The sequence below is a fragment of the Paenibacillus sp. JL3B1040 genome, from assembly GCF_057063165.1.
Window position 1 is genome coordinate 3,669,834 of the sequence record NZ_CM169317.1, and the last position, 26,198, is coordinate 3,696,031.

Sequence of the window (26,198 nt, forward strand, 5' to 3'; positions counted from 1 at the left end):
TCTTACTCCATTTCTATGCCTCTCATAGAGTTCATAGAATCTATTTGATACTAAAATGTATTTCCAAAATCAGGGGACTCCATACATGCCGTCCGCAGAAACGAATAACATAGGCACACAACAAGCGATAATACTGTTATATACATCACAACTTCGCGGACAATATCCGGCTGAATCATGACTTTTCGTTTACACTTTTCCGCCTAACGGGTATAATGAGAAAAGAAATGGAAGGTTCGTCGATACATAAGAAAGGGGGATTACCTCGTGGCACGCATGTTCCGCGTCCTTGGCTTCTTCACTTTGGCTATTGGGCTTATGGCCTTTGCGGGCGATCTGACGGAAATGGCTTTGCTGTTCTTCCTGCAAACCGCTTTTTTCGTTCTTTTCGGCTACCTGAAGTTTACCGAGAGAACCTATATCCTGCTGTTTTGGGGATACATGATCGTCGCATTTACCGGCTTCAGCTACTGGACGATCTTCAAAATGGGTTTGCCCCTCTAATCCCAAAAGTTCATAAGCGTTCCAAAAGGCGTTTCGGCAGCGGGCCGGAACGCCTTTTTTCGTGAGCTCTGCTATTTCCGAACCTGTTATCATATATATAGTACAACTACTGACGGGAGAGGATCGTTGTTGAGAAAACGCATCAAATCGCTTTGTCTGTTGCTTCCGCTTGCCGTCCTCCCTCTTGCGGGCATGCCGGCCGCCGCCGATCCGTTTACCGCCGAAGAACAGCGGATCCTGGAACAAAGCTTGTCGATTCAGGAAATTGACCGGGAAATCGAACGGATCGAAACCCGCCAGCATGACACGCAAGCGGCCCTTCGCGAGCTGCAGGGACAACTTTCCGATAAAAACGAGCAAATCCGCGTTAGCCGGGAGCAAGCCGGCTTAAGGCTGCGCGCTTATTATATGGGAGAACGGGAAAGTTTGCTGTACGCCTTGCTTAGCGTGAACAGCCTCAAGGATTTTTTTACCGTATTGGACTATTACCAGCTCATCTTGGATCGTGACCGTACGGTATTAAATCGTTACAAGACGGAATATGCCGAGCTTGTGAGCACCAAGCGGAAGTTGGACGACGCCTCGTCCGAACTGGCCCGCATGAAGGAAAACCTTCAGCTCCAACGCAGCCGCGTCGCCGCCCTTCAACAAAGGATCGACGAATCGCTTGGGCTCAGCTCCGATCCCGAAAAGCTCAAAGCACTGATTGAAGAGCTGTCCGTTTATTGGCACAATGTCGGACTTTATGAGCTTCGCAAGTATTTTCAGGCACTTAGTACCGCGATGTCGGAGTTCCCCGATTTTTTGCAGCAAAATGAAAACAGTCTGGTCGCCGAAAAAGGCGGTTATCGCCTGGAGATCCGCGAAGAACAGCTGAATGCGTTTCTGCACCGCAAAAGCGCGCTGTTGAAAGACATGGGGTTTCGCTTCGAAAAGGACAAGATCGTCGCAAAGGGCCGACGGGAAGGGCTGGAACTGGAGGTCGAGGGACATTATACGGTAGAGCAGGAACCGGAAAATTCGATCGTCTTTCACGTAGACCGTCTGCTGTTTAACGGATTGGCGTTGCCGGATACAACGCGGGCCGAACTGGAGCGCGATTTCGATCTCGGATTTTATCCCAAAAAAATCGTTCCCTTCGTGGAGGCCACCGATGTGGCCATCTCCGAGGGAACGTTGACGGTAAAGTTGAAATTGGCTTTGTAATCATCGTCGTTACTGGCCGAGCTCGGCTAGCCGCCCGCGATATTGCTTGGCGTTTAGCGCCCCGCTCAAATAATCGTAGGTGAGCGGCGCAAACGCTTCAAGCTGTGCGGGCAACGCCGGACTCGCCGGCAGCGCCGCTCCGGAGCCAGCGGCCAGCGTGGCGGGAACCCATGCCGGCAGCTCGTTTTGGGTTGCTTCGTAATAAATGGTTTTTAATACGGGAAGATGGCCGGTCGCTTCCCGCCAACGCATTTGATTTATCGCGGAGGTCATCTCCGAAATCCACAACCCGGCGGCTTCGGCATTGTCCGTTTGCGAAGAGACCGCATAGCTGCGGCCCTGTATCCAGGCAGACGCCATATTCGCCTGCAAATCCGGCATCCACACTTTGGTTCGGGGATGCGCAAGCTTCTGCGCCTCGGATGCCCGGGTGATCCTTATCGGCAGTTCGCCGCTTTGCCGTTTGCGCGAAGGATCCGCTCCTGCCGCCCCGGTATCCAAGAGCCAAGGGCGGATGAGTTCCAACTGCTGCAAGGAGAGCGGCATGTTACCCTTCAGGGCAAAAAAGGCCGTCGCCCCGTCCGGCTTCCACCCACCCCCGAGTTGCCATAACAACGTGGCCGCCGCATAAGGATCGCGATAATCCAAACCCAGCAGGTAAAGCTGGGAATGTTGTTTTTTGAAGGCGGATAGCAGGGCACTCCAATCCTCCACCGATATCGGCGGGCGCTCCAGGCCCAGTTGCTTCAACTTGTCCGTATCATAGACCAGTACATAAGGATCCACATCCAGCGGTACCCCCCAGACATAACCGTTCCATTCGTTCGGAATCAAGGAAGCGCTTAACACTTCTCCGGACAAAGATCCCGAATAATAGCCCTCTGTTGGCAACAGGTAACCGTCCGCGGCAAAGCGGCGAACCCAGACATTGTCCAATAGCAGGACGTCCGGCGATTCTCCTAACTTCATGAGCTGGCGCTGAAAAGAAGCATAAGTCTCTTCCGCCGGCACATTTACCAGATCAACCTCCACCGGATGGCTCGCCGTAAACTGACGGCTCATGTCCTCCAAGCGGCGGAAATCGGACTCGTCCACCTGCACTGCTACTTGAATATGCCCAGTCTCCTGAAGGGTCTGCGCTTCGGGTAGCGTAACCGGCTGGGTCTCCCCGCGGTTTTCCGGGCGGACCCGCGTCGTTTCTTCACTAGGGGACAGATTGATTAAAGCGAGCAGCAGGATCGCAAACAGCACCCAATGATTTTTTCGCTTCACGCCTGTTCTTCCTCTCCACAATTTAGGAGCGCAAGTCAATAAACATTCCGATACTCCGTATTGTAGCAAATCGCCGAATGAATTGTCCCGTAAAAAATTGTATATGGGGGGATGGCGGGAGGTCAGAGGAGAACAATTCAAGATCTCTCGTGGGGCCGACGGGTGAAATGTTCTTGCGCTCGCAAAGGCGGCCACTATCGTTTCTTCAGAATCATTTCCCCCTCTGGCCTTTTCGCGCTCTTATTTGGAATTGCCCTCCGGCTCTTCCCGCCGGAGGGAAGTAGTAAAGCCCGACGAACAGGGTATTGATGATTCGTCGGGCGGAAAAACTAGCTCAAGTGTGCCGAAGGAGGCTCCCGCACGAAGTCTCTTCTGTAACGGAACGGAGAGCCGCTATTTGCTCATTTCCCGGGCATTTCCCATTCTAACGGAACTACGAGCCGTTAATTGGCCGAAAATGTAACTATAGACGCCGAAAGTGTCCAAATAAGGTCATTGGGTTCCGTTAGAGCTCAGAATCCTTCATTTGCAGCCGAATAGCGTCTCTGAGTTCCGTTAGCGATTGCGCAACCTACCAAAAAAAGCCCGGCGAATCATGTTATACCGATTCGCCGGGCTTACCTATTTATTTATTCTCGCGAGGAACGAGTGGCGAGCACTCGGCTAATGTCTTCCCTGCTACAGGAAATCAAGTAACGAACCGGAGGAAGTTTACGTCCGCATTTGGGAGCCGATTGTCTTCCTTCGACTTCATCATGGACAACCGGCGGACAAGAGCGGGCCGAGGTCGTTACTTGGTTCCGTTGATTCGGCTGCCACTGGTTTCTCAACGCGGATGAACGCCGACTCCCGCGCGCCCCCCCTTTACAACAAATCCGCCGCGAGCTGTGCCAGCTTCGACCGCTCCCCTTTCTCCAGCGTGATATGCCCGCTGAGGCCCTGGTCGCGGAAGCGTTCGACCAAGCTGGTCAAACCGTTGCTGGAAGCGTCGAGATAAGGATGGTCAATCTGCTCCGGATCACCGACCAGCACGATCTTGCTGCCTTCACCAACACGCGATACGATCGTCTTAACTTCGTGGCGCGATAAGTTCTGCGCCTCGTCGATGATGATGAACTGCCCCGGGATCGAGCGTCCGCGAATGTACGTGAGCGCCTCGACCTGAATGCTGCCGAGTCCCATCAGGATTTTCTCGATGTCGCCGGATTTCTTCGTGTCGAACAGGAACTCCAAATTATCGTAGATCGGCTGCATCCAGGGACGCAGCTTTTCTTCTTTTTCCCCGGGCAGATAACCGATATCTTTCCCCATCGGGACGACGGGCCGGGCAATTAGCAGCTTCTTGTACTTATGCTCATCCTCAACCTTGAGCAGACCGGCGGCCAGCGCTAACAGCGTCTTCCCGGTGCCGGCCTTGCCGGTGATCGTGACCAGCGGAATCTCATCGTTGAGCAGCAGTTCCAAAGCCATGCGTTGCTGGGCGTTCCGGGCGCTGATGCCCCAGACCGGCTCGTTGCTGAGATACAGCGGCTCCATGCGGGTGGCGTCATCATTGACCTTCAGCAGAGCGGATTTGCCGGTGCCCATTTCATCTTTTAGAATCACGAACTCATGAGGGTAAAGGGGGTAATTCAGCCCAAGCGGTTTGATCGGCAAAAAGCGGTACGTATAAAATTCGTCGATCACCGACGGGTGAACCTTGAGAGTCGAGTAACCTCCGTATAGGTCGCTGGGGCCAACGGTTCGGTCCGACAGATAATCCTCGGCGTGAAGCCCCAGAACATCGGCTTTGATCCGGACGAGCACATCCTTGCTGACGAGGATAACCGGGCGCGGCGAAGGCAGCTCCGACTGCTCCAAATGATAGTTTAGGGCCACCGCAAGAATCCGGTTGTCGTTGGTAACCTCCCCGAACATTTCCTGGACCTTGACGAAGCTGCGGTGATTCAATTCTACCTTGATTCGCCCGCCGCCCTCCAGCGGCACGCCGTCGTGCAAATGCCCCGTTTCCCGCAATCCGTCCAGCAGGCGCGATACGCCCCGCGCATTACGGCCGATTTCGTCGGCATTGCGCTTTTTGGTGTCGATTTCCTCCAGCACGACGGCCGGAATAACCACATCATGCTCATCAAAGGCAAAAACGGCACCCGGATCATGCAATAATACATTGGTATCCAATACAAAGATTTTCTTCACCATTATCCCCTCCACCGGTCAGTGCATCCATTTGCGATTCATACATATTTTTTTCCGCCCCGGGAAATCTAAAATCGAAATCGATATTTGAACTCCGTACGAAAGAGATCAATTCCGAAAGGACGGATCGAACATGCGAATATGGCTGTGTTTGTTAGTGACAGTTTCCCTGCTGACAAGCTGCGGAACTGGTTCTGAAAAGGCATCACCCTCTCCACGAAATCAAACGGAGAATGCGCCCCGAGCGCAAGGTGTGGATCCTTACGCCACACCGGAAAATAACGGCAACAGGGCAATGTCGGACCGTGACAGACAAGTATATTTGGAGCAACTTGTGAATAAGGTCCCCGGCGTCAAAGGTGCGCACTGCGTCATCATGGGCAGAACGGCCATCGTCGGCATTGATGTGGACAGTCGCCTGGAGCGCGCACGAGTTGGGAGCATCAAATATACGGTCGCCGAAGCGCTTCGAAAAGATCCGCATGGCGCCGGCGCTATCGTCACCGCCGATATGGACTTGAACCAGCGGATTGCCGAGATCGGCGAAAAAATCCGGGATGGCCGGCCGGTATCCGGTTTCGCCACCGAACTGGCCGATATTATCGGACGAATCGTGCCTCAACTGCCGAACGATACCCGACCGCCCGAAGGCCTAGATCGGGAACAAATGCAGATCGCCCCCGGCGGCGGCACATCGCGTCAAAATTTGCGGTAGTTTGTCCCAAGACGGAAAGAAAGCCTAGCGATCACCTCGCTAGGCTTTCTTCATGGCTTCAAACACTTGACGATCCAGCATGTCCGCAGCACGCTGGTCATAAATTTTAGCATATTCCGGCGGAGACATCAGCTGCGCGCCATAAAACAACGCATTCCGCACCGCATCGATATGAATGTCGAAGCAGCACATATTAAACGGCACCCCGTCCAGCGGATCCTGCACAACAACGGCGCGGCCATTAATGGCGTAAATCGTATCTTGGCCAAATACCGTCACGGTAACCCGCGGATTGGCCTTCATATTGCCGACCAGCCTGGAGCGATGGTCCAAGGCCAGACGCAGCTTCGAATAATCCACGGCGTACACCCAAGAAATCGCGCTGGACGTCGGTCCTCCGGATTCCTGATCTACCGTGTTCAGCAACACAAACGTTTCGGACTGGAAAATCGAATAAAGCGAATCGGACAATTGGGTAACGATCTCGGACATTACGACCAGCCCTCCTGTACGGCATTGCATGGATTCAACTCAAGACGCTTCCGCGATCCTGTATGTTAATTGTATTATAGCATGCGGCAAAACTTGCATTCAATCGTCAGTTGGCCGGCTCGCTGCCTGCGGCCCCGCCGTTCTCCGGTTGCGATTCCGGCGTTTTGCCGGCGATTTGATCCTTTAAGGCCTGCTTGGCGGCCTCCAGTTCATCCTCGTGCAAGTAGACGTACGGGCTCTTCCAATCGCCGGTCACCGGCATGAAATCCACGTTTTCCTTGGAAATGTTCCAATAGGCTTGAATCAGATTTTTCATCTGTTTCGATTCCAAATCCGTTTCCATGTTCTTCCCAACGGATTCGATCACTTTACCGGCGCCCATTACGCCATTGAGCGATTTCGCTTGGTCGATGAGAGCATGCAGCACTTCATTCTGCCGACGGTTGCGGTCGAAATCGTCCGAACCCTTCGTTCGGGGTTTGCAGTTCGATTTGCGGTATCGAACGAATCCCAGCGCGTCTTCTCCGTTCAGATGCTGGGCGCCTTGCTTCAAATTGATATTGGTGCCGTCCGCCGTATCGCGGTAACACATATCTGCGTCCACATTCACGTCTACGCCGCCAAGCGCGTCCACTACATCGCGGAACCCCTGGAAATTCAATACCGTGACATAATCGATATGAATATCGAAAAACTTGCCCATCATCGTTTTCATTTCCTGCGTGGCGGGAATCCCCGTTTTCTTCTCGGCCGCCAGAAAATTCGGATAGAAAGCGTTGATCTTATTCGTCTTGTACCCGTCCAGTTCCAGCTTCGTATCCCTCGGCAGGGAGACGACGGTCGCGGTCTTGGTATCCGGATTCATCGCGATCACCATCATCACATCGCTGAGATGGGTGCCGGTCTCCGGACGATAATCGGTGCCGAGCAGCAGCATCGTAATCGGCTTCACCTTGGCGGATTGCTCCGGAGCCACATTGTCCGAGGTCCCCGTCGCATCGATCACCTGATCTGCGGTATAAAACAAATAACCTGCATAAAGGCCAACCCCGATCACCCCGATAATCAAGAGCGTCAGGACGATTTTTAAAAATCGTTTAAAACCACCGGATTTCCTTTTTTTCCCGGACCCTTTACTCGATCCTTTTGTCGAACCTTTTGCCGAGCCTCTTTGGCCTTGCCCCCGTGGGGGTAAGCCGCTGCGGTTAGAACTCATGTACTCAAACACCTTATTTCTATAAAAATGTTGTCGCACCCATAAAGACGTACCGAGTTTCGGAAAAGTTACCGATTGGGAGCAGGAGCCAAATTATGCCGATTTATCCCCTGTCGGCGGACCCGCCTTTTTCCCCTTATTCCGTCGTCCTTCGACAAAATAACGGATCCTCACCATCAGCATCAGAACCACGGCTACCAACAGACATTGGATAATCGGCAGCTTGTCGATCTGAAAAATGAGCAGCAGGAACGAACCGAGCGCCATGAGAAGGTAAAGGATGATTTCCTTGAACAGCGGCAGCTTCTGCTGTGCGCGGAATACTTTATTGTACACAAAGACGATCAGCACGAAGATCAGCACGTAGGATATCACCGGATGCTCCGCAAACCAAGCTTGCATAACGAACTCCCTCCTTCAAATGGCAACGATAAATCTATTATAAATGGGCTTCCGACATTTTGCGATGTTTTTCCGCCCGTTCGCGTTCACTCTTGTTCAAAATCTTCTTGCGCAAGCGGACCGATTTCGGCGTGACTTCGCAATATTCGTCGTCGTTCAAATACTCCAGCGCTTGTTCCAGCGAAAACAGCCGCGGCGTCTTCATCTTCACGGTCTCGTCCTTCGTGGCCGAGCGAACGTTGGTCAGTTGTTTTTCTTTACAGATATTTACGACGATGTCGTTATCCCGGGTATGCTCCCCGACGATCATACCCTCGTAGATTTCCGTCCCCGGTTCAACGAACAAGATGCCGCGATCCTCGATCGACAAAATGCCGTAAAGGGTCGAAACTCCGTTTTCGCTGGAAACCAGCACACCCTCGTGACGTCCGCCGACCTGGCCGCCAACGTAAGGACCGTAACTGTCGAAGGCGTGGTTCATGACGCCGTAGCCGCGAGTCAACGTCAGGAAATGCGTGGTGTAGCCAATCAGACCACGGGCCGGAATCAGGAATTCCAAGCGGACCTGACCGTTTCCGCTGTTGATCATATTAACCATTTCCGCTTTGCGGGAACCAAGGCTTTCCATGACCGCGCCCATGCTTTCTTCGGGTACGTCGATCAGCAGGCGTTCGATCGGTTCCATTTTGATTCCGTCGATTTCCCGCACGATGACTTCCGGTTTGGACACCTGCAGCTCATATCCTTCGCGGCGCATATTTTCAATCAAGATGCCCAGGTGAAGTTCGCCGCGGCCGGATACGATGAAGGCGTCCGGGCTATCGGTCTCTTCCACGCGCAAGGAAACGTCCGTTTCCAGCTCCTTAAACAGACGCTCGCGCAGCTTGCGGGAAGTGACCCACTTCCCTTCCCGTCCGGCAAACGGGCTGTTATTGACGAGGAACGTCATCTGCAACGTCGGCTCGTCGATCTTCAATACCGGCAAAGCCTCCGGCTGGTTCGGATCGGCGATCGTTTCGCCGATATTAATGTCCTTGATCCCGGCGATCGCCACGATGTCGCCGGCTCCGGCTTCTTCGATCTCCACGCGGCGCAGGCCCTGGAAGCCGAACAGTTTCTCGATGCGTGCCGTTTTCTTGCCGCCGTCCCGCGTCATGACCGTTACGGATTGACCTTGGCGGATGATGCCGCGGTTCACCCGGCCGATGGCGATCCGGCCTAAGTATTCGTTGTAGTCCATCAGCGTGACGAGGAATTGCAACGGCTCGTCTACCTTCTCAGTCGGCGCCGGGATATGATCGATAATCGTTTCGTAGAGCGCCAACATGTTGTCGTCCTGTTTCTCCGGATCCAGGCTGGACGTTCCGTTCAGAGCCGAGGCATAAACAACCGGGAATTCCAGTTGGTCATCGCTTGCTTCCAATTCGATGAACAAGTCGAGCACCTCGTCGATGACTTCCGCCGGGCGTGCGGCCGGACGGTCGATCTTGTTCACGACGACGATCGGCGTCAGATGATGCTCCAGCGCTTTGCGCAGCACAAACTTCGTCTGCGGCATGCAGCCTTCGTAGGCGTCGACGACGAGCAGCACGCCGTCAACCATTTTCATAATCCGTTCCACTTCGCCGCCAAAGTCGGCATGTCCCGGTGTATCCACGATATTGATCAAATAGTCCTTGTACGTAATCGCGGTGTTCTTCGCCAGAATGGTGATTCCGCGTTCCCGCTCCAGATCGTTGGAATCCATGGCCCGCTCTTGGACCGCCTCGTTCTCCCGGAAAATCCCGGATTGCTGCAGCAACTTGTCGACGAGCGTCGTTTTCCCGTGGTCGACGTGGGCAATAATCGCAATATTGCGAATTTCATTTCTTTCATGCATAGGTTTATCTCCATATCCTTTCGTCTCTATAGATTATTGAGCTGTTTTATAAATATAAAGTTTGCACTTCGAACGGTAATTAGTCGACAGGACCAAGTGCAGCCTCATGAACCACAAAACAAAGCGTCGACTCAAAATGCCGACGCTTGACATATCCCTTATATTATACGTGAAATTTTGAATATTTCAAGAACTAACACGACATCACCAGGAGCTCCGGCGATTGCCGCGGGCAACGATCAGCCAAATGCCCCCAATAATCAGCAGCGCGGCCAGGAAATACACGATCGCAGAAGCAAACAACGTCCAGCCGAGCAAGATGATCGAAAGAGCGCCCAGAATCAGGGCGGCGATGAATATCCCATTCTGTCGCTGAGGCGAAAAGTAACCGTATTCGAACAGGCCGACGGCCAGGCCGAAGAAGAAGAACGGCCAGGTAAACTTCAGCGTATGCCAGCCGCCGATCACGCCGATGAAAAAGACGAGGCTGTAGACGACCAGAATCGCACCGGGAAGCAGCAGTTCCGCAGGGCCTTTGCGCCAAAAATGCCACAAATGCAGCACGATCCCCGGAATCAACAGCAGCAGCGGCCAAAGCGCCTTTCCAAGAAAGCTGAATACCCCTAATTTTCCGAGCAGGATAATCACTCCGGCAGCGAGAATCAAGATGCCAGTCATCAGCTTATTGTTGTCGGACATATCCATCACACACCTTCCAGAAGACAATGAGGGACAAGCCGCAGCAAATTACGACATCCCCTTCCCTTCCAGTTTATATGATATCTGCCCAAAAAACCACTCGACCAAAGCCTAGGCTCCATGTTTTTTTCGCAGCGCGTGGATGGAACTGTCGAAACGGGTTAACCTCGCCCGGCGTTATATTTTCGCAACCAGCCGAACATAATAACGACCGCAGCGGTCACCGTGGGCACGGCATGCGCCAGTGCGGGAGCGGCCGCCTCCAGCGCCGGTCCAAGCTCCGGGTCCTGCAGCAGCATTTCCCCTGCCGTATATCCGAGGATGCCCGCGCCGGCATAAATCAGGATCGGCATGCGCTGCAGCCAATCGGCGATCAAGTTGCTGCCCCACACCACAATCGGAATGCTGATGGCGATGCCGATCACAAGAATGGATACATCGCCTTCCGCGAGCGCGGCGATCGCCAGCACATTATCCAGGCTCATGATGAAGTCAGCGGCTAGGATGGTCCGCACCGCCTTCCACATCGAGCCTGCGCCGGCCACGCGGGAGTGCTCCTCCTGCGGCAGCAGCAACTTGAAGGCAATGGCGGCCAGCAGCAGGCCCCCCGCCGCATGAATAAACGGAATCTTCAACAGGATTACGGCCACCCAGGTCAAAACGCATCGCAGCAGCACGGCTCCCAGCGCCCCCCACCATACGGCCCGCTTGCGCTGCTTAAGCGGTAGGTTCTTGCTGGCCATAGCTATAACAACGGCGTTATCGCCGCTGAGCACTAAATTGATAATCAAGATTTCCGACAGCAGCAGCAATTGTTCCAAGCTCATCCCTCCCCTACAACTTGTATGAGGAATAGAGCCAAGCTATGCCACTTTGCAAAACAACTCTGGACAAATGAATCCTTTTAGCGATTTAATACGTATATACGTCTGTAGAGGAAGTGACATAAGGTGGACTTATTTAGCGCTGCTTTTTTTCTCGCCCTGATCAACATCATTTTTATCGACCTGATTTTGGCGGGAGACAATGCGATCGTCATCGGAATGGCGGCAAGAAAACTGCCCCACTCGGTCCAAAAGAAAGCGATCCTGTACGGGACGGCCGGCGCCGTGCTGCTGCGAATCCTCGCGACTCTCATCGTCGTCTGGCTGCTGCAAATTCCCTGGCTGCTGGCGATCGGCGGTTTGATGCTGGTCTTTATCGCCTACAAAGTGCTGGCGGATGAAGGCGGACATGATAACATCGAAGCCAAGGATAAGCTGTGGCCGGCGATCCGCACCATTATCATCGCCGATGCGGCAATGGGACTCGACAACGTCATCGCGGTCGCAGGAGCGTCCAAACAGCATATGGTGCTGGTCGTCATCGGCCTGCTGATCAGCGTCCCCATCGTCGTATGGGGAAGCACCCTGTTTATTAAACTGTTGGACAAGTTCCCTTGGATCGCCTACCTTGGCGCTGCGGTGTTAGCTTACACCGCCGCCAATATGATTACCGAGGAACGCCATTTCCTGCAATTCTTCGAGGAGAACCCGGTTCTTCGTTATCTGCTGATCGCCATCGTTGTCGCCGGCGTGCTGTTGGCCGGCTACATGAAGAAGCGCCAGCACCGCAAGGAAACGGAGAGTCATCAGACTCACCCGGCAACCCGCTAGGGAGGACAAAAACCCGCCTCGAGCCATCAAAGATGGCCTTGGCGGGTTTTTGTCTGTTCAAAACCAATTTTCCTGCACGACTTGATCTTCCGCCGACTCGCGACGCACGATGCTGCGACCCGGCCGGATGACGATCGTTTCCGTATCCTCCACCGCTTTGCCGATCATTAGGTCCAAATCCTCCAGCGAGCGCTCGACGTTCTCCAGTACCTGCAGATTGGGGTTGGTTGCCGGCGACTTCGGAACGAACAAGGTGCAGCAATCTTCGTAAGGCAGGATCGACAAGTCATACGTGCCGATCTGCTGCGCCAACGCGATAATGTCCACCTTGTCCGTCATGACCAATGGCCGCAGCAGCGGCAGATCCGTTACCCGTCCGATCGCATTCATGCTGGACAACGTTTGGCTGGCGACCTGGCCAAGGCTGTCCCCCGTAACCAACGCCAACGCTCCGTTGCGTTCGGCCAGCTTGGTGGCGATGCGCAGCATCGATCTGCGCATCAGGGTGATGATCAGGTTATCCTGGCCGGATTGCGCCAATTTGGTTTGGATGTCGGTAAACGGGACGAGATGCAGCTTGATCGAACCGGCATACTGTGCCAACACGGCCGCCAGGTCGATCACCTTTTGTTCGGCTTTTTTACTCGTAAACGGATAGCTGTGGAAATGCACGCATTCGATTTCCAATCCGCGCCGCAGCGCCGACCAGCCGGCGACAGGGCTGTCGATGCCGCCGGACAACAGCAGCATGGCCTTGCCGTTCGTTCCCAGCGGGAATCCCCCCGCTCCGGGAATCACCTCGCAGAACAAGTAGGTGCCCTGTTCGCGAATCTCCACGCGCAGCTCCAATTCGGGATTATGGACATCCACCTGCAGCTCGGGGCAGGCGTTCAGGATCGGGCCGCTGACCAGCTTGTTCATTTCCTGCGTAGAGTGGGGAAACGGCTTCCACACCCGGCGTGCACTGACTTTAAACCTCGTGCCCGGCGCGGCGCCCAGCTCCTTGACGAAATTCACCGCAATCCGGGTGATGTCCTCCAAACGGGACGGGGCGACTTTGATCGGAGAGATCGACGTGACGCCGAACACGTTCTTCATCGCGGCGACGATCGACTCCAGCGGCTCACCGTTTAACGCAATATAAATGCGCCCGTATTCCTTAATGATCTCGGCGCGGGGATACGGATGCAACAGCGCTTTGACGTGATTGTGGGCGACCTTTTCGAAACGCGACCGGTTCCGCCCTTTGAGGGTGATTTCTCCGAAACGCAGCAGCAGCATATCATATTCCAGCATCGGTTGGTATCTCTCCTATCGTAAAGCCTGCAACCGCTTGACGGATTGCTCCAAAGCGGCCAGCAGGGCGTCAATGTCTCGTTCTTCATGTTCATCGCCCAGGCTGATCCGAATGCCCGACGAAGCGATATCCATGGATTTGCCCATAGCCAGCAGGACGCGGCTTGGTTCGCTTCGCTTGGAAGAGCAGGCCGAGCGGGTGGATACGAAAAATCCCTCCTCCTCCAGCATGTGCAGCAGCGCTTCCGCTTTCATGCCGGGATAAGAAAAATGCACGATGTGCGGGGCGCCTTGCGCCGGCGAATTCACCGTCAGTTCCGGCAACTCCCCAAGCCCTTGGGTGAGTCGTTCCCGCAAACGGTACAGCTTGTTTGCCCGCGCTTCCCGGCCTTCCGCCGCCAAACGCAAAGCTTTGGCGAAAGCTACGATATAAGGAATATTTTCCGTTCCGGAACGGTAGCCCCCTTCCTGGCCGCCGCCGGCCAGCAGCGGCGCCAGCTTCAGACCCTCGCGAACGTACAGCAGCCCGATACCTTTCGGCCCCCTTAGTTTGTGCGCCGACAGGCTGTATAAATCAATGCCGCTGTCGGACAAGGATAACGGCAGCTTCCCAAAGCCCTGCACGCCGTCGACATGAAACAGCACCCGAGGCGCGGCGGATTTGAGCATCCGGCCGATTTCCTCCACCGGCTGCACGGTTCCGGTTTCATTGTTCACATGCATCACCGATACGAGCACGGTGTCCGCGCGCACCGCCGCCCGCACCTGTTCGGCGTTCACGCAACCGTCTCCGTCGACCGGAAGGAGGGTTGTCTCCCAGCCCCAGAAAGCCAATTGCTTCACGCTCTCCAGCACGGACGGATGCTCCGTCGCCGTCGTGATCAAATGCTTGCCTCGTCCGGCAAACTGAAGGGCGGCGCCTTTGATCGCCATATTGTTGCTTTCCGTCGCCCCGCCGGTATATACGATTTCCCGCGGCCGGACCCCCAGCGCCGCGGCGCTGACTTCCCTGGCCTTATCCAGCAGCTTGGCACTCTCCTCGCCAAGGCGATGCAGCGAAGACGGGTTCCCATAGTGCCGCGCCATGACTTCCGCTACCGTTCTGGCAACGTCCTCGTAAGGCGGCGTCGTCGCCGCATGGTCGAAATAAATCATCTTGTCACCTTCATCTCAAAAAAGACCAAACGAAAAACGCGTATACCCGAAACAACCGCGATCGGAGCGTTTTCCATTTGATCTTCCCAATAGTGTACCGCCAATTTCAAAAAAAACGATTAAGCTTCGAATTTTGCCTGCGCTCTCATAATCTTGGCAATGTAGCCTTGCGTCTCTTGCGGCAGCAAATGGAAGTTCTCCATCAATTGCTCATCATTGCCGATCCCCAGCCGTTGCAACCTTCCGGGACCGGCATTGTATGCCGCCAGCGCCGTTTTGACATCGCCGCCGTAACGATTGAGCTGATACGACAAATATCTGGTGCCTGCGTCAATGTTTTGCGCCGGATCAAACGGGTCGCTCACTCCCAGCCCCCTCGCCGTACCGTCCATCAGTTGCATCAGCCCTTTGGCGCCGGCGGACGAAACCGCCTGCGGATTGAATGACGACTCCGTCGCGATCACTGCCTTGATCAGGCTTTCGGGAACCCCGTATCTAGCGCTGGCTTGGGAAATCAGGGACTGAAGATCCGATGAGCCTTCCGGAGCAGGCCCGGAATGGCCTACCGTCCCAATCGCGGTCACCGTTCCGTAATCCGGTACCATCTCCGCAAACAGCCCGTCCAAGGCATTCGTGTCATTTAACCCGGCGGAATACAGGTACCCCTGAAGCGATTCCAGCATGGAACCGGGAGCGGTACCGGAAGAATCGGCCGACGCCGCTTCCCCCCGTTCCGCCAGCATCATTTCCTGCAGCAATATATCAAACAACGAGCCGCCCATGCCGCTTGAAGCCCGCTGCGCCGACGTTCCTTGCAAGTCTATTTGATTCAAAGTCTGAAGCTGAATCAATTGTCCCATCGTTCGTGGATCGATTTGCATGCCTTATGATCTCCTCTTTGGGGAATAACGAATTCAATGCCTATATTTTACACGTAATCCGGTTCCCGCACCACCCTTTTTCGATAAATGTCGTTAAAAAAGGAAAAAGGCCAACGTCCGAAAACCGACGTTAGCCCGATGGCAATAGCGTTCATGATTCCTCCGCCATCAGCCGACAAAGGCGTCTGATTAGCGTGTAAACGGCATGAGTACGAAATAACTTAACGTAGAAACAATGCCTAGGCCGATAGCCCAAGCTCCGGACGTTTTATTGCCTTGGCTGTAAGCGTAAAAGCCCATCACGGCCGCCAGCGGTCCCAGGATAATCGACCACATGAACAGCGAAGCGATCCCGAGACCCACGCCGACGTAACCCACCGTACGGCCTGCCGTATTGGCGCCATCAGCCTCATTGATTCGTTCCGCATCGCGAGTTTCTTCGGCTTTATCGCTGCGGATCACGTTACCGCTGAAAGTCCCTGCCGGCGTCACCTCGGCCGCATATTCCTCGCGGTGCTCGCGGTCAACTTTGCGCGGATAATCGGTCCGGCTTGTCCCGAAGGATGGTTGCTCCGGTTTGTTTTCGTTGTTATCCGTCATCAAAAACACCTCCGTTAAAATGATGTTTTCCTTAAGACGATTTCGATTTCGGCTTGAACGTATGGCAGCAAGTAGCGGCGGACGACGAGGCGGTATCTCGGTGTTCCGTATCAAACGTTTCGCCGGCGAATTCCGCCGAATAACGGCTGTTCGCATGCTGATCGACATCGATCATAATGACGTCGGCGTTGCACACGTTTTTTTCTCCCCAGTAGGTGCAGTTGGATACGCTACATTTGACAATGGGTTTTTCCCCACTTGGCATGTTGATCACCTCGCGTATCATTTTCTCCTCTCCTCCATCCCCTTATGCGCCGGGCGATTAGCAAATCGTTCCCAAAAGAAAAAGATGCCGGGATATCGGCATCTTGGCGCTTTTTCAATTCACTTTTTATTTGGCGGAACGATTTAGCCTCAGTTGGGTCAAATAATCGCTTTCATAATAAGCCAGGTCGTCGCGCAATTCCTCGAACACCCCCGTCACGTCCAGCACGATATCGCGCGCCGGGCGAACCGGCTTCTTGCGGAAGCGGATGGCGTCCTGACCGGTATAAGCGTATCTTCCGTCTTCGGAATAGCTTTCATTTTTAGGATAGAAGAAGTTGTTCACGCAGTCATGATATACATGGTATAGCACTTTCTCGGCAGTTTCCTCGTCAAAGGTCCCGCGGCGAAGGACAACGCCCAGCTTCTCGTAGCAAACCTCGCTGAACACGAGCAAGTGCCGCAGGTCCGACAAAAATCCTTGGTAAAACAACGCTCTGTCTTCGTCTTGGCCTTCCATAAGCTGCGGCAGCGAATGCTGGTTCAAAAACACTTCAAGCTTCTCGGCCGCATGTTTCAGTTTCACCCGGGTGGCTTCACACAGTTGCCTGATGTTATTGGCTTGTGGCATGCGAACAATTCTCCTTCACCTGTAAGGATCGTTATAGTCATTAACGAAAATATCGTAACACAATTTAACCGAATACGGTATCCCTCAAGGAATAAAAACAGGGACATCACCTCACGCTATGGCTATCGACATCTACAAGGAGGTTAACCGATGAAATGGCGCAGATGGGCCGCTCTGGGGTTGACGGGAGCTGCCGCGGTGGCTGCGGTTTCGCTTCTTCTCCCTTCCGCGGACAATGACAAGGTGGCTCCGCGAAATTCCGTAAGCCGTTTATCCGTACCGCTGCCTGCGGAGGAGCAGAAACTGAAGCAAAGTATGCTGAAGCGCGATATTACCGCAACCGAACGGTTATCGCGATTGGACGCCCGGGGGCACCTTCGCTCGCTGGCCGCCGAATTTAGCGATAGCGGGAGCGGCAAGCTGACCGGCACTGCACTGGAATTGCAAAAGGGCCACAAGCAGTTTCAAGCGATTCTCTGGTACGATGCGGCAACCGGGCAGACCAAGCAATTTCGCCGGGAAGATTTCAATCCAGATCCGGCCGTAAAGAAGCAGTTGAATACGTACTTAAGCTATGCCAAAAAAGCGCTGAACAAAACCACGGCATATGAATCGCCTTCCTTTCCGGAGAAGCGGCCGAAATACTTCATTGCCGCCGAGCCGGCCAAAACCAAACGACAAGGCGTCATCGCGGTGATGGACATCGGGATCCTGGGGCGGGTCGAGGAACACCAGCACAAGAACCTGCGCTTGATCCCTTACCCGAAAGAAGGCAAATTCAAGGTTGAATCGGTGCATGCGGATACGCTCAAGGATATTACGGTCAAAACGGGGCATGACAACGAAAAAGCGAGCCATTATTATGAAAACGAAATCGTCGTCACGTTCCACCGCAAGCCAAATCCGGAGCAAATGAAGCGGATCTTGAAGGACATTTCCGGCAAACCGCCGCGCAAACTGAACAGTACCTACATTTTTCGTTCGGACACGATGAGCATGAAGCAGCTTCGGCAGTATTTTCTGAACAAATGGCAACCGAAGTACATCGAGCCGCATTATTTGTATTTAACCAACGAAACCGGAGGGAGCTATTGGGACGATCCGGGGAGCTTCTTCAACGAAGATGACACGGGTTACGCCGAAGATACGCCGGAAATCCCGAACGACTTGCTGTTCTCCGAATACCAGTGGAATCTGCCGATCATTGAAACGAACCGCGGCTGGCAATTGTCGAAAGGCAGCAACGAGGTGATCGTGGGGGTCGTCGATACCGGTGTGGATCTGAAACACCCCGATCTGCAAGGGCGTTTGCTGAAGGGGTATAACGTGATCGAACCGGACAAGGAGCCATCGGACGACGTCGGTCACGGCACCCATGTGGCCGGCATCATTTCCGCCAACGTCAACAACGGCGAAGGTATCGCGGGCATGATGTGGGGCGGCAAAATCTTGCCGGTGAAGGCCCTGGACAAATCCGGCTCGGGTACGACGTATTCCGTGGCCCAAGGCATCATTTGGGCGACCGACCATGGAGCCAAGGTGATCAATATGAGCCTCGGCAACTACGCCGACGCCCAGTTCCTGCATGAAGCCATCAAATATGCCTACGAGCGGGACGTGGTGCTGATCGCAGCCACGGGCAACGACAACACCGAACGCCCGGGATTTCCGGCCGCCTATCCGGAGGTGTTGTCGGTATCGGCGACAGACTACAACCTGCAGAAAGCCACCTTCTCCAACTACGGCGATTACATCGACGTCATGGCGCCGGGCGAAAGCATCGCCAGCACCTATCCGGACAATCAATACGCGGCGTTGTCCGGCACCTCGATGGCCAGCCCGCACGTCGCGGCCCTTGCCGCTCTGATTCGTTCGATGAACCCTGACCTGAAAAATACCGAGGTCATGGATATCATCCGGAAGAACGTGATCGATCTCGGGGATACCGGGCGCGATAAATACTACGGATACGGACAAATCGACGTTTACGCCGCGCTGCAGGCCGCCGGGGGCGGCGAGGCGCCGCTGCAGTTCTGGCCGCAGTCGATCCAGCGCAAAATGGAACGCGCGGTGGAGCGCGCCAAATAACGCACCTAAACCAAAAGCCTCCGCATCGCCGGAATGAATTCCAAGCGATGCGGAGGCTTTATCCATAGATATGATCATGTTCCCTTTAGTGCTGAAAGTTTGCCGTAAGCCGGGTTCTGTACTCGCTGCGGTATAACGGGAACAACCCTCCCGCCTTGAGCGACAATCATCTATCTAGGCCGCACATTACTGGGCGGCTCCAGCAACCAACCCGGACGCGCCTCGGGCAAAGGCCGCTTCGCGAAGAAGCTGCGTCCCATTAGGTCTTGCTCCAAGTGGGGTTTACCAGGAACGAAGTCGCCAGCGTTCCTCGGGGTCTCTTACACCTCGGTTCCATCCTTGCCTGTAACTGCATCCCGCAACATAGGGGACACAAGTCCATCGGCGGTCCATTTCTGTGGCACTATCCTTCAGCTCGCGCTGACTGGACGTTATCCAGCACCCTGCCCTGTGGAGCCCGGACTTTCCTCCCGCGGCCCTTCAGCCGCCGGCGATTGTCTGTCAAACTTTCGAAAGGCAACACTTGATAGTATACAGGCATTGCCGCCCGCTGACAAGGGCGATTTAACGGTAAAGCTGTCGTAAACTACCAACGAAGGAAGCGGATACTTCCGAAGCCCTCGGCGTTCCTACATGAACTTAAACGGCTCGGTATTGACCTGCGAAGCATGCACGCGGGTCGCATATTTGTCTTCGCTTAGCTTCTCGGCCAACCAGGCGGTGACGCGGGGTTTCATGATCTTCTCGGCATTGTGTCCCGGATCGACGATCGCGACCCCTGCCATCCAAGCATCCTGCGCGGTATGGTAGTCTACGTCCCCGGTCACGAGCACGTCCGCCCCGCGGAATTGGGCGTTTCTCCAATATCGTCCGCCCGATCCGCCCAGGACGGCAGCTTTGCGAACCGGCTGGTCCAAATCGCCGACGACGCGAACCATCGGCACATCCAGCCGCTCTTTGACGCGCTGCACGAAGTCCCGCAGCGTAACCGCCTCCGTCATCTTGCCGACCCGTCCCAGGCCGAAGGTGCGGCCCTTCAGATCCATCGGGTACAAGTCATAAGCGACTTCCTCATAGGGATGCTGCTTCAACATCGCCTGGATCACCTTGCTGCGCAGGCTGTGCGGCAAGACTGTTTCGATGCGCACCTCTTCCACCCGCTCGAGCTTGCCTTCGGTTCCGATGAACGGATCGGTGCCCTCTCCCGGCTTAAACGTGCCATAGCCCTCCAGGTTGAAGCTGCAATGGCTGTAATTGCCGATATCGCCTGCGCCCGCGTCCAACATCGCCTTCAGCACCCGCTCGTGGTGGTCCTTCGGTACGAACACGACCAGCTTGTACAGGTTGTCCGTGTGAACGTCTTCGAGCGAACCGGAGCTTACGATCCCTAGGGCCTCCGCCATCCAATCGTTCATCCCGCCGTCCGTCACGTCGAGGTTCGTATGGGCGATGTAGACGGCGATATCGTTCTTAATCAGCTTTTCGTATACCTTCCCCATCGGCGTGTCGCTTTGCAAATGGGCCAACGGACGATAAATGATCGCATGATGGGCGACGATCAGATCCGCCTCCAGGGAGATGGCCTCGTCTACCACCGCTTCGTTGACGTCCAACGCCACCAGCACGTTTCGAATCTCCTTCTGCAGGCTGCCGAGCTGAAGTCCGATTTTGTCCCCTTCCATCGCCACATGCTTGGGAGCCAACTGCTCCATGTATTGCACTACCGTTTGTCCTTTGGCAAACATGCCAGCACCTCCTCTATCTGTTCCGACAGCCGGGCCAGCTCCGCTTCCTTTTGTCGGGACGCCTCCAGCGAAGACGATGCGACCGAGCGCCGGATACCCTCCAGCTTGCGCAGCTCCGATTCCCATTTTGCGAAAAAGACTGCATTCGGAGCCGCCGATAATCTCGGCCCCATCAATAACTGCAGATCGCGGGTGAGGCGGACTCTGCCCCCTGCCAGTTCGCGGTCGCGGTACAGCTCGGCGTTTTGTTCCGACGCATCGGGCCGGGCTTCGGCCATCATCGCTTCGTAAATTTTGCCGTCTTCCTCCAGGATCGCCTCTTCGGCCAAATACCAATCGTGCTCAAGCAGCCAGCGGCGGACGAATTCTCCGCCGACGTTCGGCTGCAGCACGAGCCGTTTGACGCCGTCCAGCTTCGCTTGGCCTTGGTCCAAAATCGTTGCGATCAACGCGCCGCCCATGCCGGCGATCGTGATCGCGTCCACTTCGCCGGGGGCGATGACGGCAAGTCCGTCTCCTTTGCGGACGGAGATGCGCCCCGTCTCCCCGGCCTCGGCCACCTGGCGGCGCGCCGCCTCGAGCGGGCCGTCATTCACTTCGCCGGCGACGGCGAAGGCCGCCTGCCCGCTGCGCACCGCGACCACGGGCAACAACGCGTGGTCCGAGCCGATATCGGCGAATCGGCACCCGGCCGGAAGCCAGTCGGCAATAAGCTGCAATCTAGCTGACAATTTCATGAAGTTATCCACACCACCCATTTTTTACGTAATCCAAACAAGAGGAGAAAAGCGGCCACAGTCTTCAGAAGAATCAAAACCGGCATGGACGAAATCCCGGCGTCCCGCAGCAAGAAAGCATCCGCTTCCGGCATGAACCATAACGATACGGAAACGGCGAAGAACACGGGAGCCATCGCTTTTAACCGATGATACCCCAGCCAACTGAGCCAAAAAAAGAGCGCGGCCAGCGGCAGCCAAAATATCTGAAGCAGGCCCCAGGACGCGTCCGGATTCGTTTGCCCGAGCAAGAAGGCATACAGCAGCATGCCGCAGGCAAATCCGCAATAGCTGATAATGCCGAACCGCAGCGCGTACCCCAAGACGAGCCAGACGAACCCGCAAAAGGCAATCAATAGCGTCGTTCCGATGCCGGGCGGCCAGCCCTGGACGGCGATGATCCAGCTGCCGAAACCCAGCAACAGCAAGCTGCCCAATCCGGCCATCGACATGGAGAACAGCTTCATTTCGCGCCGATAATAGGCCGAAAGAGCATAACATGCCGCCGAAAACAGCAGCGCAACGACGATTTGCAAACCCCAGGGAAAAACGTTAAAATAAAAAACAATAAAGAAAAAGAAGGAAATAATTCCAAATGAAAGGGACCACAGCTTCAAGCTTCCCTGTTGAATCAGCTTATTTAGCGAGAAGCCTGGGCGGGATGACGATCCCTCGGTCTGATCTTTATAGAGATTTTCCAGGAAATCGCAATATTGCTCGGGGAGCAGCCGGCTTCTCCGCCAATGATCGATTTCCTTTAGGATGATGTTGCGTTTCTCCTGATCCAACATCCAACAGAACACCTTCTTCCAAAGTGGTTGTTCACAAAGTCACCTTTAGATCACGAAGCATAAGCGCTGAAGCGTTTGCGGCATCGAATCTTGAATTCAGCCGGGCCTTCCGCTGCTCACGTAGCCTCCAGCTACGCTGCGCTGCTCAGTCCCTAGCTTCATCCAACCTTCTTGGTGCTCCAAACCTGACTTTTTGAACTTCATATTGAAATGGTTGTTCACAAAGTCATCTTTAGATCACGAAGCATTGAGCACTGAAGCGAATGCGGCATCGAATCTTGAATTCAGCCGGGCGCTCGCAGACGGCTAACGGACACCAGAGCCGTTATCGATCCGTTTCTGAACAGTTCCGAATTCTAACGGACTGAGGAGACCTTATTTCGGCCAAAAGCAGCCACATGAAAGCAGTGGGAACCCAATAAGGTCTCTTGAGTCCGTTACAGCGGGAAATCGCCGGGTAATCCGCAAATAAGGTCTTTACGGTCCGTTACGGGTTTCCAGCGCCGGCGCCGGCCAGCAAAATCACGTGTTGCGTATACGGCCTTGCGTGTTACATTGTTACGGGAACCGCTATCCCGTAGGCGTTAATCCGCAGTATATCGGGTGCAAGCAACAGGCGCCCTCTGGAAGAAGCGGACACGTTGTTCAACAAAAATGACCTTGCTGCTTGGCTGCAGAAGGTCATGGTTGCAAATGGTGGTCACGCCTATTCGAGGAAGTCCTTCAGCCGCTTGCTGCGGCTGGGATGGCGCAGCTTGCGGAGCGCTTTCGCTTCGATTTGCCGGATTCGCTCCCGCGTGACGCCAAATACTTTCCCCACTTCCTCAAGGGTTCTTGTGCGTCCGTCATCGAGTCCGAACCGTAACCGGAGCACGTTCTCTTCGCGTTCCGTGAGCGTGTCAAGTACATCCTCCAGCTGTTCCTTCAGCAACTCGTAAGCCGCTGCATCCGCTGGAGCCAACGCTTCCTGATCCTCGATGAAATCGCCGAGATGGGAGTCGTCTTCTTCCCCGATCGGCGTTTCCAGCGAAACCGGCTCCTGGGCGATTTTCATGATCTCCCGAACCTTCTCCACGCTGAGTTCCATCTCTGCGGCGATTTCTTCCGGCGTAGGTTCGCGCCCCAGCTCTTGCAGCAGTTGCCGGGACACCCGAATCAGCTTGTTGATCGTTTCGACCATATGAACCGGGATCCGAATCGTTCTCGCTTGGTCGGCAATCGCGCGGGTAATCGCCTGACGGATCCACCAGGTGGCGTAGGTACTGAACTTAAAGCCTTTCTTGTGGTCGAACTTCTCCACGGCTTTGATCAAACCCATATTTCCTTCCTGGATCAAATCCAGGAACAGCATGCCCCGGCCGACATACCGCTTGGCGATACTGACGACCAGCCGCAGGTTGGCTTCGGCCAACCGCCGCTTCGCCTCTTCATCCCCGTTTTCGATGCGTTTGGCCAGCTCCATTTCGTCGTCCGCCGACAACAGCGGTACGCGCCCGATCTCTTTCAGATACATCCGTACCGGGTCATTGATCTTGATTCCCGGAGGAAGCGAGAGATCGTCGTCATAGTTGTAGTCGTCACCGTCATGCGAGCCTTCCCCGTCATTGCGCCGGTGATCTTCGTCGCTATCCCCCGTTACGTCGATGCCGAGATCGGCCAATTGTTCAAAAAACTCGTCCATTTGCTCGGGATCTTGATCGAAAGGCGAAAGCTTCTCCATTATTTCTTTATAAGTCAAGGATGACCTTTTCTTCCCTTGTTCGATCAGTTGGTCCCTCGCCTGATCCAGCGTCAATTCCGTTTCTAGTTCAGTATGTTGGTCATTCGTCATATCTGGCTCCCTCCTCCCTAGAAACATCACCGAAAGTCCGTTCGTCTTACTGTCTCTCTAGGGCAATAATCTCACTTGCAATTTGCGCCGCACGCATAAAATCTCCGGCCCGTTCGGCTGATACCATTTCCTCTTTCTTGCGTTTGATCTGTTCGAGCAGCGGCACCTTCAAAATTTCGCGGATGCAATCGTCCAGCTCCTGCGTCGTCCATTCGGCCGGCGTATCCATCATCGCGATTGATATGACGGTCTGCTCCAACCGCTCATCCTGTAACGAGGAGATGAATCGGCTGGCATCCGGGGTTTTTCCTTGCGCGTAATAGGCGTATAGATAAGCGGCAATCGCCACATGATCTTCGATGTTAAAGTTCGTCCCCAGGCGTTCGCCTACGTAACGGGACACTTCCTCATCCTGCAACATGAAAGAAAGCAATCTTCGTTCCGCCGCGTGAAAAGCAGGCAGCAACGTCGGCATGGATACCTGCCCTTTTTTATGCCTACCATTATTCCACCTTTCGGGCTTATTATCCCCGGCATCTGCCTTTTTTTGCATAAGCGTTCGGAGTTCGTTGCATTCCTGCTTCAAGCTCTCAAAAGAGACCTGCAAATCGGCGGAAAGCTCCTTCAAATAAATCTCCCGTTCGCTTGGGGAGGAGAGCGCCGCAATAATCGGCATCGCCTCTTTGATATAAGCGACCTTTCCGTCTTCTTCTAGCAGTATATGGTTTTTTCTCAGATATATAAGCCTAAATTTGACGGAAGAAACGGCACCGTCCAAAACTTGATGGCGGAACCGCTCGGCTCCGTATTTTTGGATAAATTCGTCGGGATCCAGCCCTTCGCTAAGCAAAGCGATTTTCACCTGAAGCCCTGCCCCTTCGAGAATCGGGATGCTCTTTAGCGCCGCGGCTTGCCCGGCAGAATCGCCGTCATAGCAGACCAGTACTTCATCGGCTATGCCTCGCATGATCGCCGCATGGCTTTCCGTCAAAGCGGTCCCCATCGTGGCCACGCCGTTATGAACCCCGGCTTCCCATGCGCTGATTACGTCGCCGTATCCTTCGAACAGGACGACTTGGCCCGTCTTGCGTATCTCGTTCTTCGCTTGATGCAAATTGTAGAGTACTCGGCTTTTGGTAAACAGCTTGCTTTCCGGCGAGTTCAAATATTTCGGTTGTCCGTCGCCAAGCACCCTTCCCGCAAACGCGATCACTTTGCCGCTTCGGTTGTGCAGCGGGAAAATGACCCGATCGCGGAATCGGTCCACGAATCCGGAACCGTCTTGTCTGGACGATAGCAACCCGCCTTTCTCCATCGCTTCCAGACTAAACGATCGTTTGTCCAAAAACTGGACGAGCGTATCCCATCTGGCGGGTGCATAACCAATCTGGAACGTATCGATGGCTTTGTCGGTAAAGCCGCGGGATTTCAAGTACTCCATCGCCGGCTTGCCGTATTCGGTATTCTTCAACAAGTAATGATAAAGCTTGGAGGACCATTCGTGGGCCTGCAGCAGCTCTTCCAACTCCCGGTTACGCGGTGGATCGCCGTAACCTTTCCCCTTATCCTCGTAAGGGATGTGCGCTTCTTCCGCCATGATTCTGACAGCCTCGGGGAAGGTTAATCCTTCGATTTCCATCCTGAATTTGATGGCGTTCCCGCCTTTGCCGCAGCCATAGCAATGGAAAATTTGACGCTCGGGTGTGACCGTAAACGACGGGGTTTTCTCCGAGTGGAACGGGCATAACCCCTTCATGTACTTCCCCTGTTTCGTTAGATGAACGTGCTTGCTGACCGTGTCGACGATATCGTGCTGACGCAGAACCGCCTCGATGACTTCCTCCGGAATGCCACGCCCGGTACTCATCCAAATCACCTTCATCTTTCACGAGTGAGAATCGTCC

General features: G+C 54.6%; 24 protein-coding genes and 1 other RNA gene. 5 read left to right on the forward strand and 20 right to left on the reverse strand.

All coding sequences use genetic code 11. From position 1 onward, the window contains the following. Nucleotides 1-267 precede the first annotated feature (267 nt). Both ACZF99_RS16680 and ACZF99_RS16685 read left to right on the forward strand, forming a co-directional pair. Nucleotides 268-504: a DUF2626 family protein gene (locus ACZF99_RS16680; protein ID WP_059044116.1), complete on the forward strand. Its 237-nt coding sequence runs from the start codon at nucleotides 268-270 to the stop codon at nucleotides 502-504. A 129-nt stretch (nucleotides 505-633) separates the two neighbouring features. Continuing rightward, nucleotides 634-1,710: a coiled-coil domain-containing protein gene (locus tag ACZF99_RS16685; protein ID WP_483606194.1), complete on the forward strand. Its 1,077-nt coding sequence runs from the start codon at nucleotides 634-636 to the stop codon at nucleotides 1,708-1,710. Between the two features lie 9 nt (nucleotides 1,711-1,719). On the opposite strand, the gene ACZF99_RS16690 is transcribed toward ACZF99_RS16685, so the two are convergent. Together ACZF99_RS16690 and ACZF99_RS16695 are read right to left on the reverse strand one after the other, a co-directional pair. Further along, nucleotides 1,720-2,982 (reverse strand): sugar ABC transporter substrate-binding protein, encoded by a 1,263-nt coding sequence (locus tag ACZF99_RS16690; protein WP_483606195.1) that lies wholly within the window; start codon nucleotides 2,980-2,982, stop codon nucleotides 1,720-1,722. A gap of 864 nt (nucleotides 2,983-3,846) precedes the next feature. Beyond that, on the reverse strand, nucleotides 3,847-5,178 hold the full coding sequence (locus ACZF99_RS16695; protein WP_483606196.1) for a PhoH family protein: 1,332 nt from the start codon (nucleotides 5,176-5,178) through the stop codon (nucleotides 3,847-3,849). Nucleotides 5,179-5,311: 133 nt separating this feature from the next. On the opposite strand from ACZF99_RS16695, the gene ACZF99_RS16700 reads away from it, so the two are divergent. After that, nucleotides 5,312-5,893, forward strand: a complete 582-nt coding sequence (locus ACZF99_RS16700) for a YhcN/YlaJ family sporulation lipoprotein (RefSeq protein ID WP_483606197.1) — start codon at nucleotides 5,312-5,314, stop codon at nucleotides 5,891-5,893. A 39-nt stretch (nucleotides 5,894-5,932) separates the two neighbouring features. Here ACZF99_RS16700 and ACZF99_RS16705 read toward each other — a convergent pair whose 3' ends face one another. From ACZF99_RS16705 to ACZF99_RS16730, 6 genes are all read right to left on the reverse strand, one after another. After that, nucleotides 5,933-6,385: a pyridoxamine 5'-phosphate oxidase family protein gene (locus tag ACZF99_RS16705; RefSeq protein WP_483606198.1), complete on the reverse strand. Its 453-nt coding sequence runs from the start codon at nucleotides 6,383-6,385 to the stop codon at nucleotides 5,933-5,935. Nucleotides 6,386-6,491: 106 nt separating this feature from the next. Beyond that, entirely contained in the window at nucleotides 6,492-7,601 is a 1,110-nt protein-coding gene (locus ACZF99_RS16710) for an LCP family protein (protein WP_483606199.1), read from the reverse strand. A 93-nt stretch (nucleotides 7,602-7,694) separates the two neighbouring features. After that, on the reverse strand, nucleotides 7,695-8,003 hold the full coding sequence (locus tag ACZF99_RS16715) for a YlaH-like family protein (RefSeq protein WP_483606200.1): 309 nt from the start codon (nucleotides 8,001-8,003) through the stop codon (nucleotides 7,695-7,697). A gap of 37 nt (nucleotides 8,004-8,040) precedes the next feature. Further along, on the reverse strand, nucleotides 8,041-9,882 hold the full coding sequence (gene typA / locus ACZF99_RS16720; protein ID WP_483606201.1) for a translational GTPase TypA: 1,842 nt from the start codon (nucleotides 9,880-9,882) through the stop codon (nucleotides 8,041-8,043). Nucleotides 9,883-10,086: 204 nt separating this feature from the next. After that, nucleotides 10,087-10,581 (reverse strand): hypothetical protein, encoded by a 495-nt coding sequence (locus tag ACZF99_RS16725; protein WP_483606202.1) that lies wholly within the window; start codon nucleotides 10,579-10,581, stop codon nucleotides 10,087-10,089. A gap of 161 nt (nucleotides 10,582-10,742) precedes the next feature. Further along, nucleotides 10,743-11,402, reverse strand: a complete 660-nt coding sequence (locus ACZF99_RS16730; RefSeq protein ID WP_483606203.1) for a TerC family protein — start codon at nucleotides 11,400-11,402, stop codon at nucleotides 10,743-10,745. Nucleotides 11,403-11,531: 129 nt separating this feature from the next. On the opposite strand from ACZF99_RS16730, the gene ACZF99_RS16735 reads away from it, so the two are divergent. Beyond that, nucleotides 11,532-12,236, forward strand: coding sequence for a TerC family protein (locus ACZF99_RS16735; RefSeq protein WP_483606204.1), 705 nt, complete (start codon nucleotides 11,532-11,534; stop codon nucleotides 12,234-12,236). A 57-nt stretch (nucleotides 12,237-12,293) separates the two neighbouring features. Here ACZF99_RS16735 and thiI read toward each other — a convergent pair whose 3' ends face one another. The 6 genes from thiI to ACZF99_RS16765 form a co-directional block, all read right to left on the reverse strand. Next, nucleotides 12,294-13,529: a tRNA uracil 4-sulfurtransferase ThiI gene (thiI, locus tag ACZF99_RS16740; RefSeq protein ID WP_483612797.1), complete on the reverse strand. Its 1,236-nt coding sequence runs from the start codon at nucleotides 13,527-13,529 to the stop codon at nucleotides 12,294-12,296. A gap of 18 nt (nucleotides 13,530-13,547) precedes the next feature. Further along, nucleotides 13,548-14,687, reverse strand: a complete 1,140-nt coding sequence (locus ACZF99_RS16745; protein WP_483606205.1) for a cysteine desulfurase family protein — start codon at nucleotides 14,685-14,687, stop codon at nucleotides 13,548-13,550. A 119-nt stretch (nucleotides 14,688-14,806) separates the two neighbouring features. After that, nucleotides 14,807-15,568, reverse strand: a complete 762-nt coding sequence (locus ACZF99_RS16750; protein WP_483606206.1) for a lytic transglycosylase domain-containing protein — start codon at nucleotides 15,566-15,568, stop codon at nucleotides 14,807-14,809. A gap of 189 nt (nucleotides 15,569-15,757) precedes the next feature. Then, on the reverse strand, nucleotides 15,758-16,168 hold the full coding sequence (locus ACZF99_RS16755; RefSeq protein ID WP_483606207.1) for a hypothetical protein: 411 nt from the start codon (nucleotides 16,166-16,168) through the stop codon (nucleotides 15,758-15,760). A gap of 31 nt (nucleotides 16,169-16,199) precedes the next feature. Next, nucleotides 16,200-16,454, reverse strand: a complete 255-nt coding sequence (locus tag ACZF99_RS16760; protein ID WP_483606208.1) for a DUF1540 domain-containing protein — start codon at nucleotides 16,452-16,454, stop codon at nucleotides 16,200-16,202. 105 nt (nucleotides 16,455-16,559) lie between these two features. Then, nucleotides 16,560-17,063 carry a YpuI family protein gene (locus ACZF99_RS16765; RefSeq protein ID WP_483606209.1) on the reverse strand — a complete coding sequence of 168 codons (504 nt, stop codon included), beginning with the start codon at nucleotides 17,061-17,063 and terminating at the stop codon, nucleotides 16,560-16,562. Nucleotides 17,064-17,213: 150 nt separating this feature from the next. On the opposite strand from ACZF99_RS16765, the gene ACZF99_RS16770 reads away from it, so the two are divergent. After that, nucleotides 17,214-19,151, forward strand: coding sequence for a S8 family peptidase (locus ACZF99_RS16770; RefSeq protein ID WP_483606210.1), 1,938 nt, complete (start codon nucleotides 17,214-17,216; stop codon nucleotides 19,149-19,151). A 90-nt stretch (nucleotides 19,152-19,241) separates the two neighbouring features. On the opposite strand, the gene rnpB is transcribed toward ACZF99_RS16770, so the two are convergent. The 6 genes from rnpB to dnaG form a co-directional block, all read right to left on the reverse strand. Beyond that, an RNA gene (gene rnpB / locus ACZF99_RS16775) (RNase P RNA component class A) lies at nucleotides 19,242-19,661 on the reverse strand. A gap of 119 nt (nucleotides 19,662-19,780) precedes the next feature. Further along, on the reverse strand, nucleotides 19,781-20,896 hold the full coding sequence (locus tag ACZF99_RS16780) for a Nif3-like dinuclear metal center hexameric protein (protein WP_483606211.1): 1,116 nt from the start codon (nucleotides 20,894-20,896) through the stop codon (nucleotides 19,781-19,783). Beyond that, complete coding sequence (locus ACZF99_RS16785; protein ID WP_483606212.1) at nucleotides 20,872-21,633, reverse strand: tRNA (adenine(22)-N(1))-methyltransferase; 762 nt, start codon at nucleotides 21,631-21,633, stop codon at nucleotides 20,872-20,874. Before ACZF99_RS16785 ends, ACZF99_RS16780 begins: the two co-directional genes overlap by 25 nt. Further along, complete coding sequence (locus ACZF99_RS16790; RefSeq protein WP_483606213.1) at nucleotides 21,630-22,463, reverse strand: hypothetical protein; 834 nt, start codon at nucleotides 22,461-22,463, stop codon at nucleotides 21,630-21,632. The genes ACZF99_RS16785 and ACZF99_RS16790 overlap by 4 nt, the downstream gene beginning before the upstream one ends. 706 nt (nucleotides 22,464-23,169) lie before the next feature. Continuing rightward, entirely contained in the window at nucleotides 23,170-24,294 is a 1,125-nt protein-coding gene (gene rpoD, locus ACZF99_RS16795; protein ID WP_483606214.1) for an RNA polymerase sigma factor RpoD, read from the reverse strand. Nucleotides 24,295-24,340: 46 nt separating this feature from the next. Continuing rightward, on the reverse strand, nucleotides 24,341-26,161 hold the full coding sequence (gene dnaG, locus ACZF99_RS16800) for a DNA primase (RefSeq protein ID WP_483606215.1): 1,821 nt from the start codon (nucleotides 26,159-26,161) through the stop codon (nucleotides 24,341-24,343). Nucleotides 26,162-26,198 lie beyond the last annotated feature (37 nt).

Coding starts and splice junctions, on each gene's coding strand:
- ACZF99_RS16780 (WP_483606211.1), bottom strand. CDS start 20,896: ATGTTTGCCAAAGGACAAACGGTAGTGCAATACATGGAGCAGTTGGCT.
- ACZF99_RS16770 (WP_483606210.1), top strand. CDS start 17,214: ATGAAATGGCGCAGATGGGCCGCTCTGGGGTTGACGGGAGCTGCCGCG.
- ACZF99_RS16710 (WP_483606199.1), bottom strand. CDS start 7,601: ATGAGTTCTAACCGCAGCGGCTTACCCCCACGGGGGCAAGGCCAAAGA.
- ACZF99_RS16715 (WP_483606200.1), bottom strand. CDS start 8,003: ATGCAAGCTTGGTTTGCGGAGCATCCGGTGATATCCTACGTGCTGATC.
- ACZF99_RS16760 (WP_483606208.1), bottom strand. CDS start 16,454: ATGATACGCGAGGTGATCAACATGCCAAGTGGGGAAAAACCCATTGTC.
- ACZF99_RS16790 (WP_483606213.1), bottom strand. CDS start 22,463: ATGTTGGATCAGGAGAAACGCAACATCATCCTAAAGGAAATCGATCAT.
- ACZF99_RS16725 (WP_483606202.1), bottom strand. CDS start 10,581: ATGTCCGACAACAATAAGCTGATGACTGGCATCTTGATTCTCGCTGCC.
- ACZF99_RS16785 (WP_483606212.1), bottom strand. CDS start 21,633: ATGAAATTGTCAGCTAGATTGCAGCTTATTGCCGACTGGCTTCCGGCC.
- rpoD (WP_483606214.1), bottom strand. CDS start 24,294: ATGACGAATGACCAACATACTGAACTAGAAACGGAATTGACGCTGGAT.
- ACZF99_RS16750 (WP_483606206.1), bottom strand. CDS start 15,568: ATGCAAATCGATCCACGAACGATGGGACAATTGATTCAGCTTCAGACT.
- ACZF99_RS16745 (WP_483606205.1), bottom strand. CDS start 14,687: ATGATTTATTTCGACCATGCGGCGACGACGCCGCCTTACGAGGACGTT.
- ACZF99_RS16765 (WP_483606209.1), bottom strand. CDS start 17,063: ATGCCACAAGCCAATAACATCAGGCAACTGTGTGAAGCCACCCGGGTG.
- ACZF99_RS16755 (WP_483606207.1), bottom strand. CDS start 16,168: ATGACGGATAACAACGAAAACAAACCGGAGCAACCATCCTTCGGGACA.
- typA (WP_483606201.1), bottom strand. CDS start 9,882: ATGCATGAAAGAAATGAAATTCGCAATATTGCGATTATTGCCCACGTC.
- dnaG (WP_483606215.1), bottom strand. CDS start 26,161: ATGAGTACCGGGCGTGGCATTCCGGAGGAAGTCATCGAGGCGGTTCTG.
- ACZF99_RS16705 (WP_483606198.1), bottom strand. CDS start 6,385: ATGTCCGAGATCGTTACCCAATTGTCCGATTCGCTTTATTCGATTTTC.
- ACZF99_RS16700 (WP_483606197.1), top strand. CDS start 5,312: ATGCGAATATGGCTGTGTTTGTTAGTGACAGTTTCCCTGCTGACAAGC.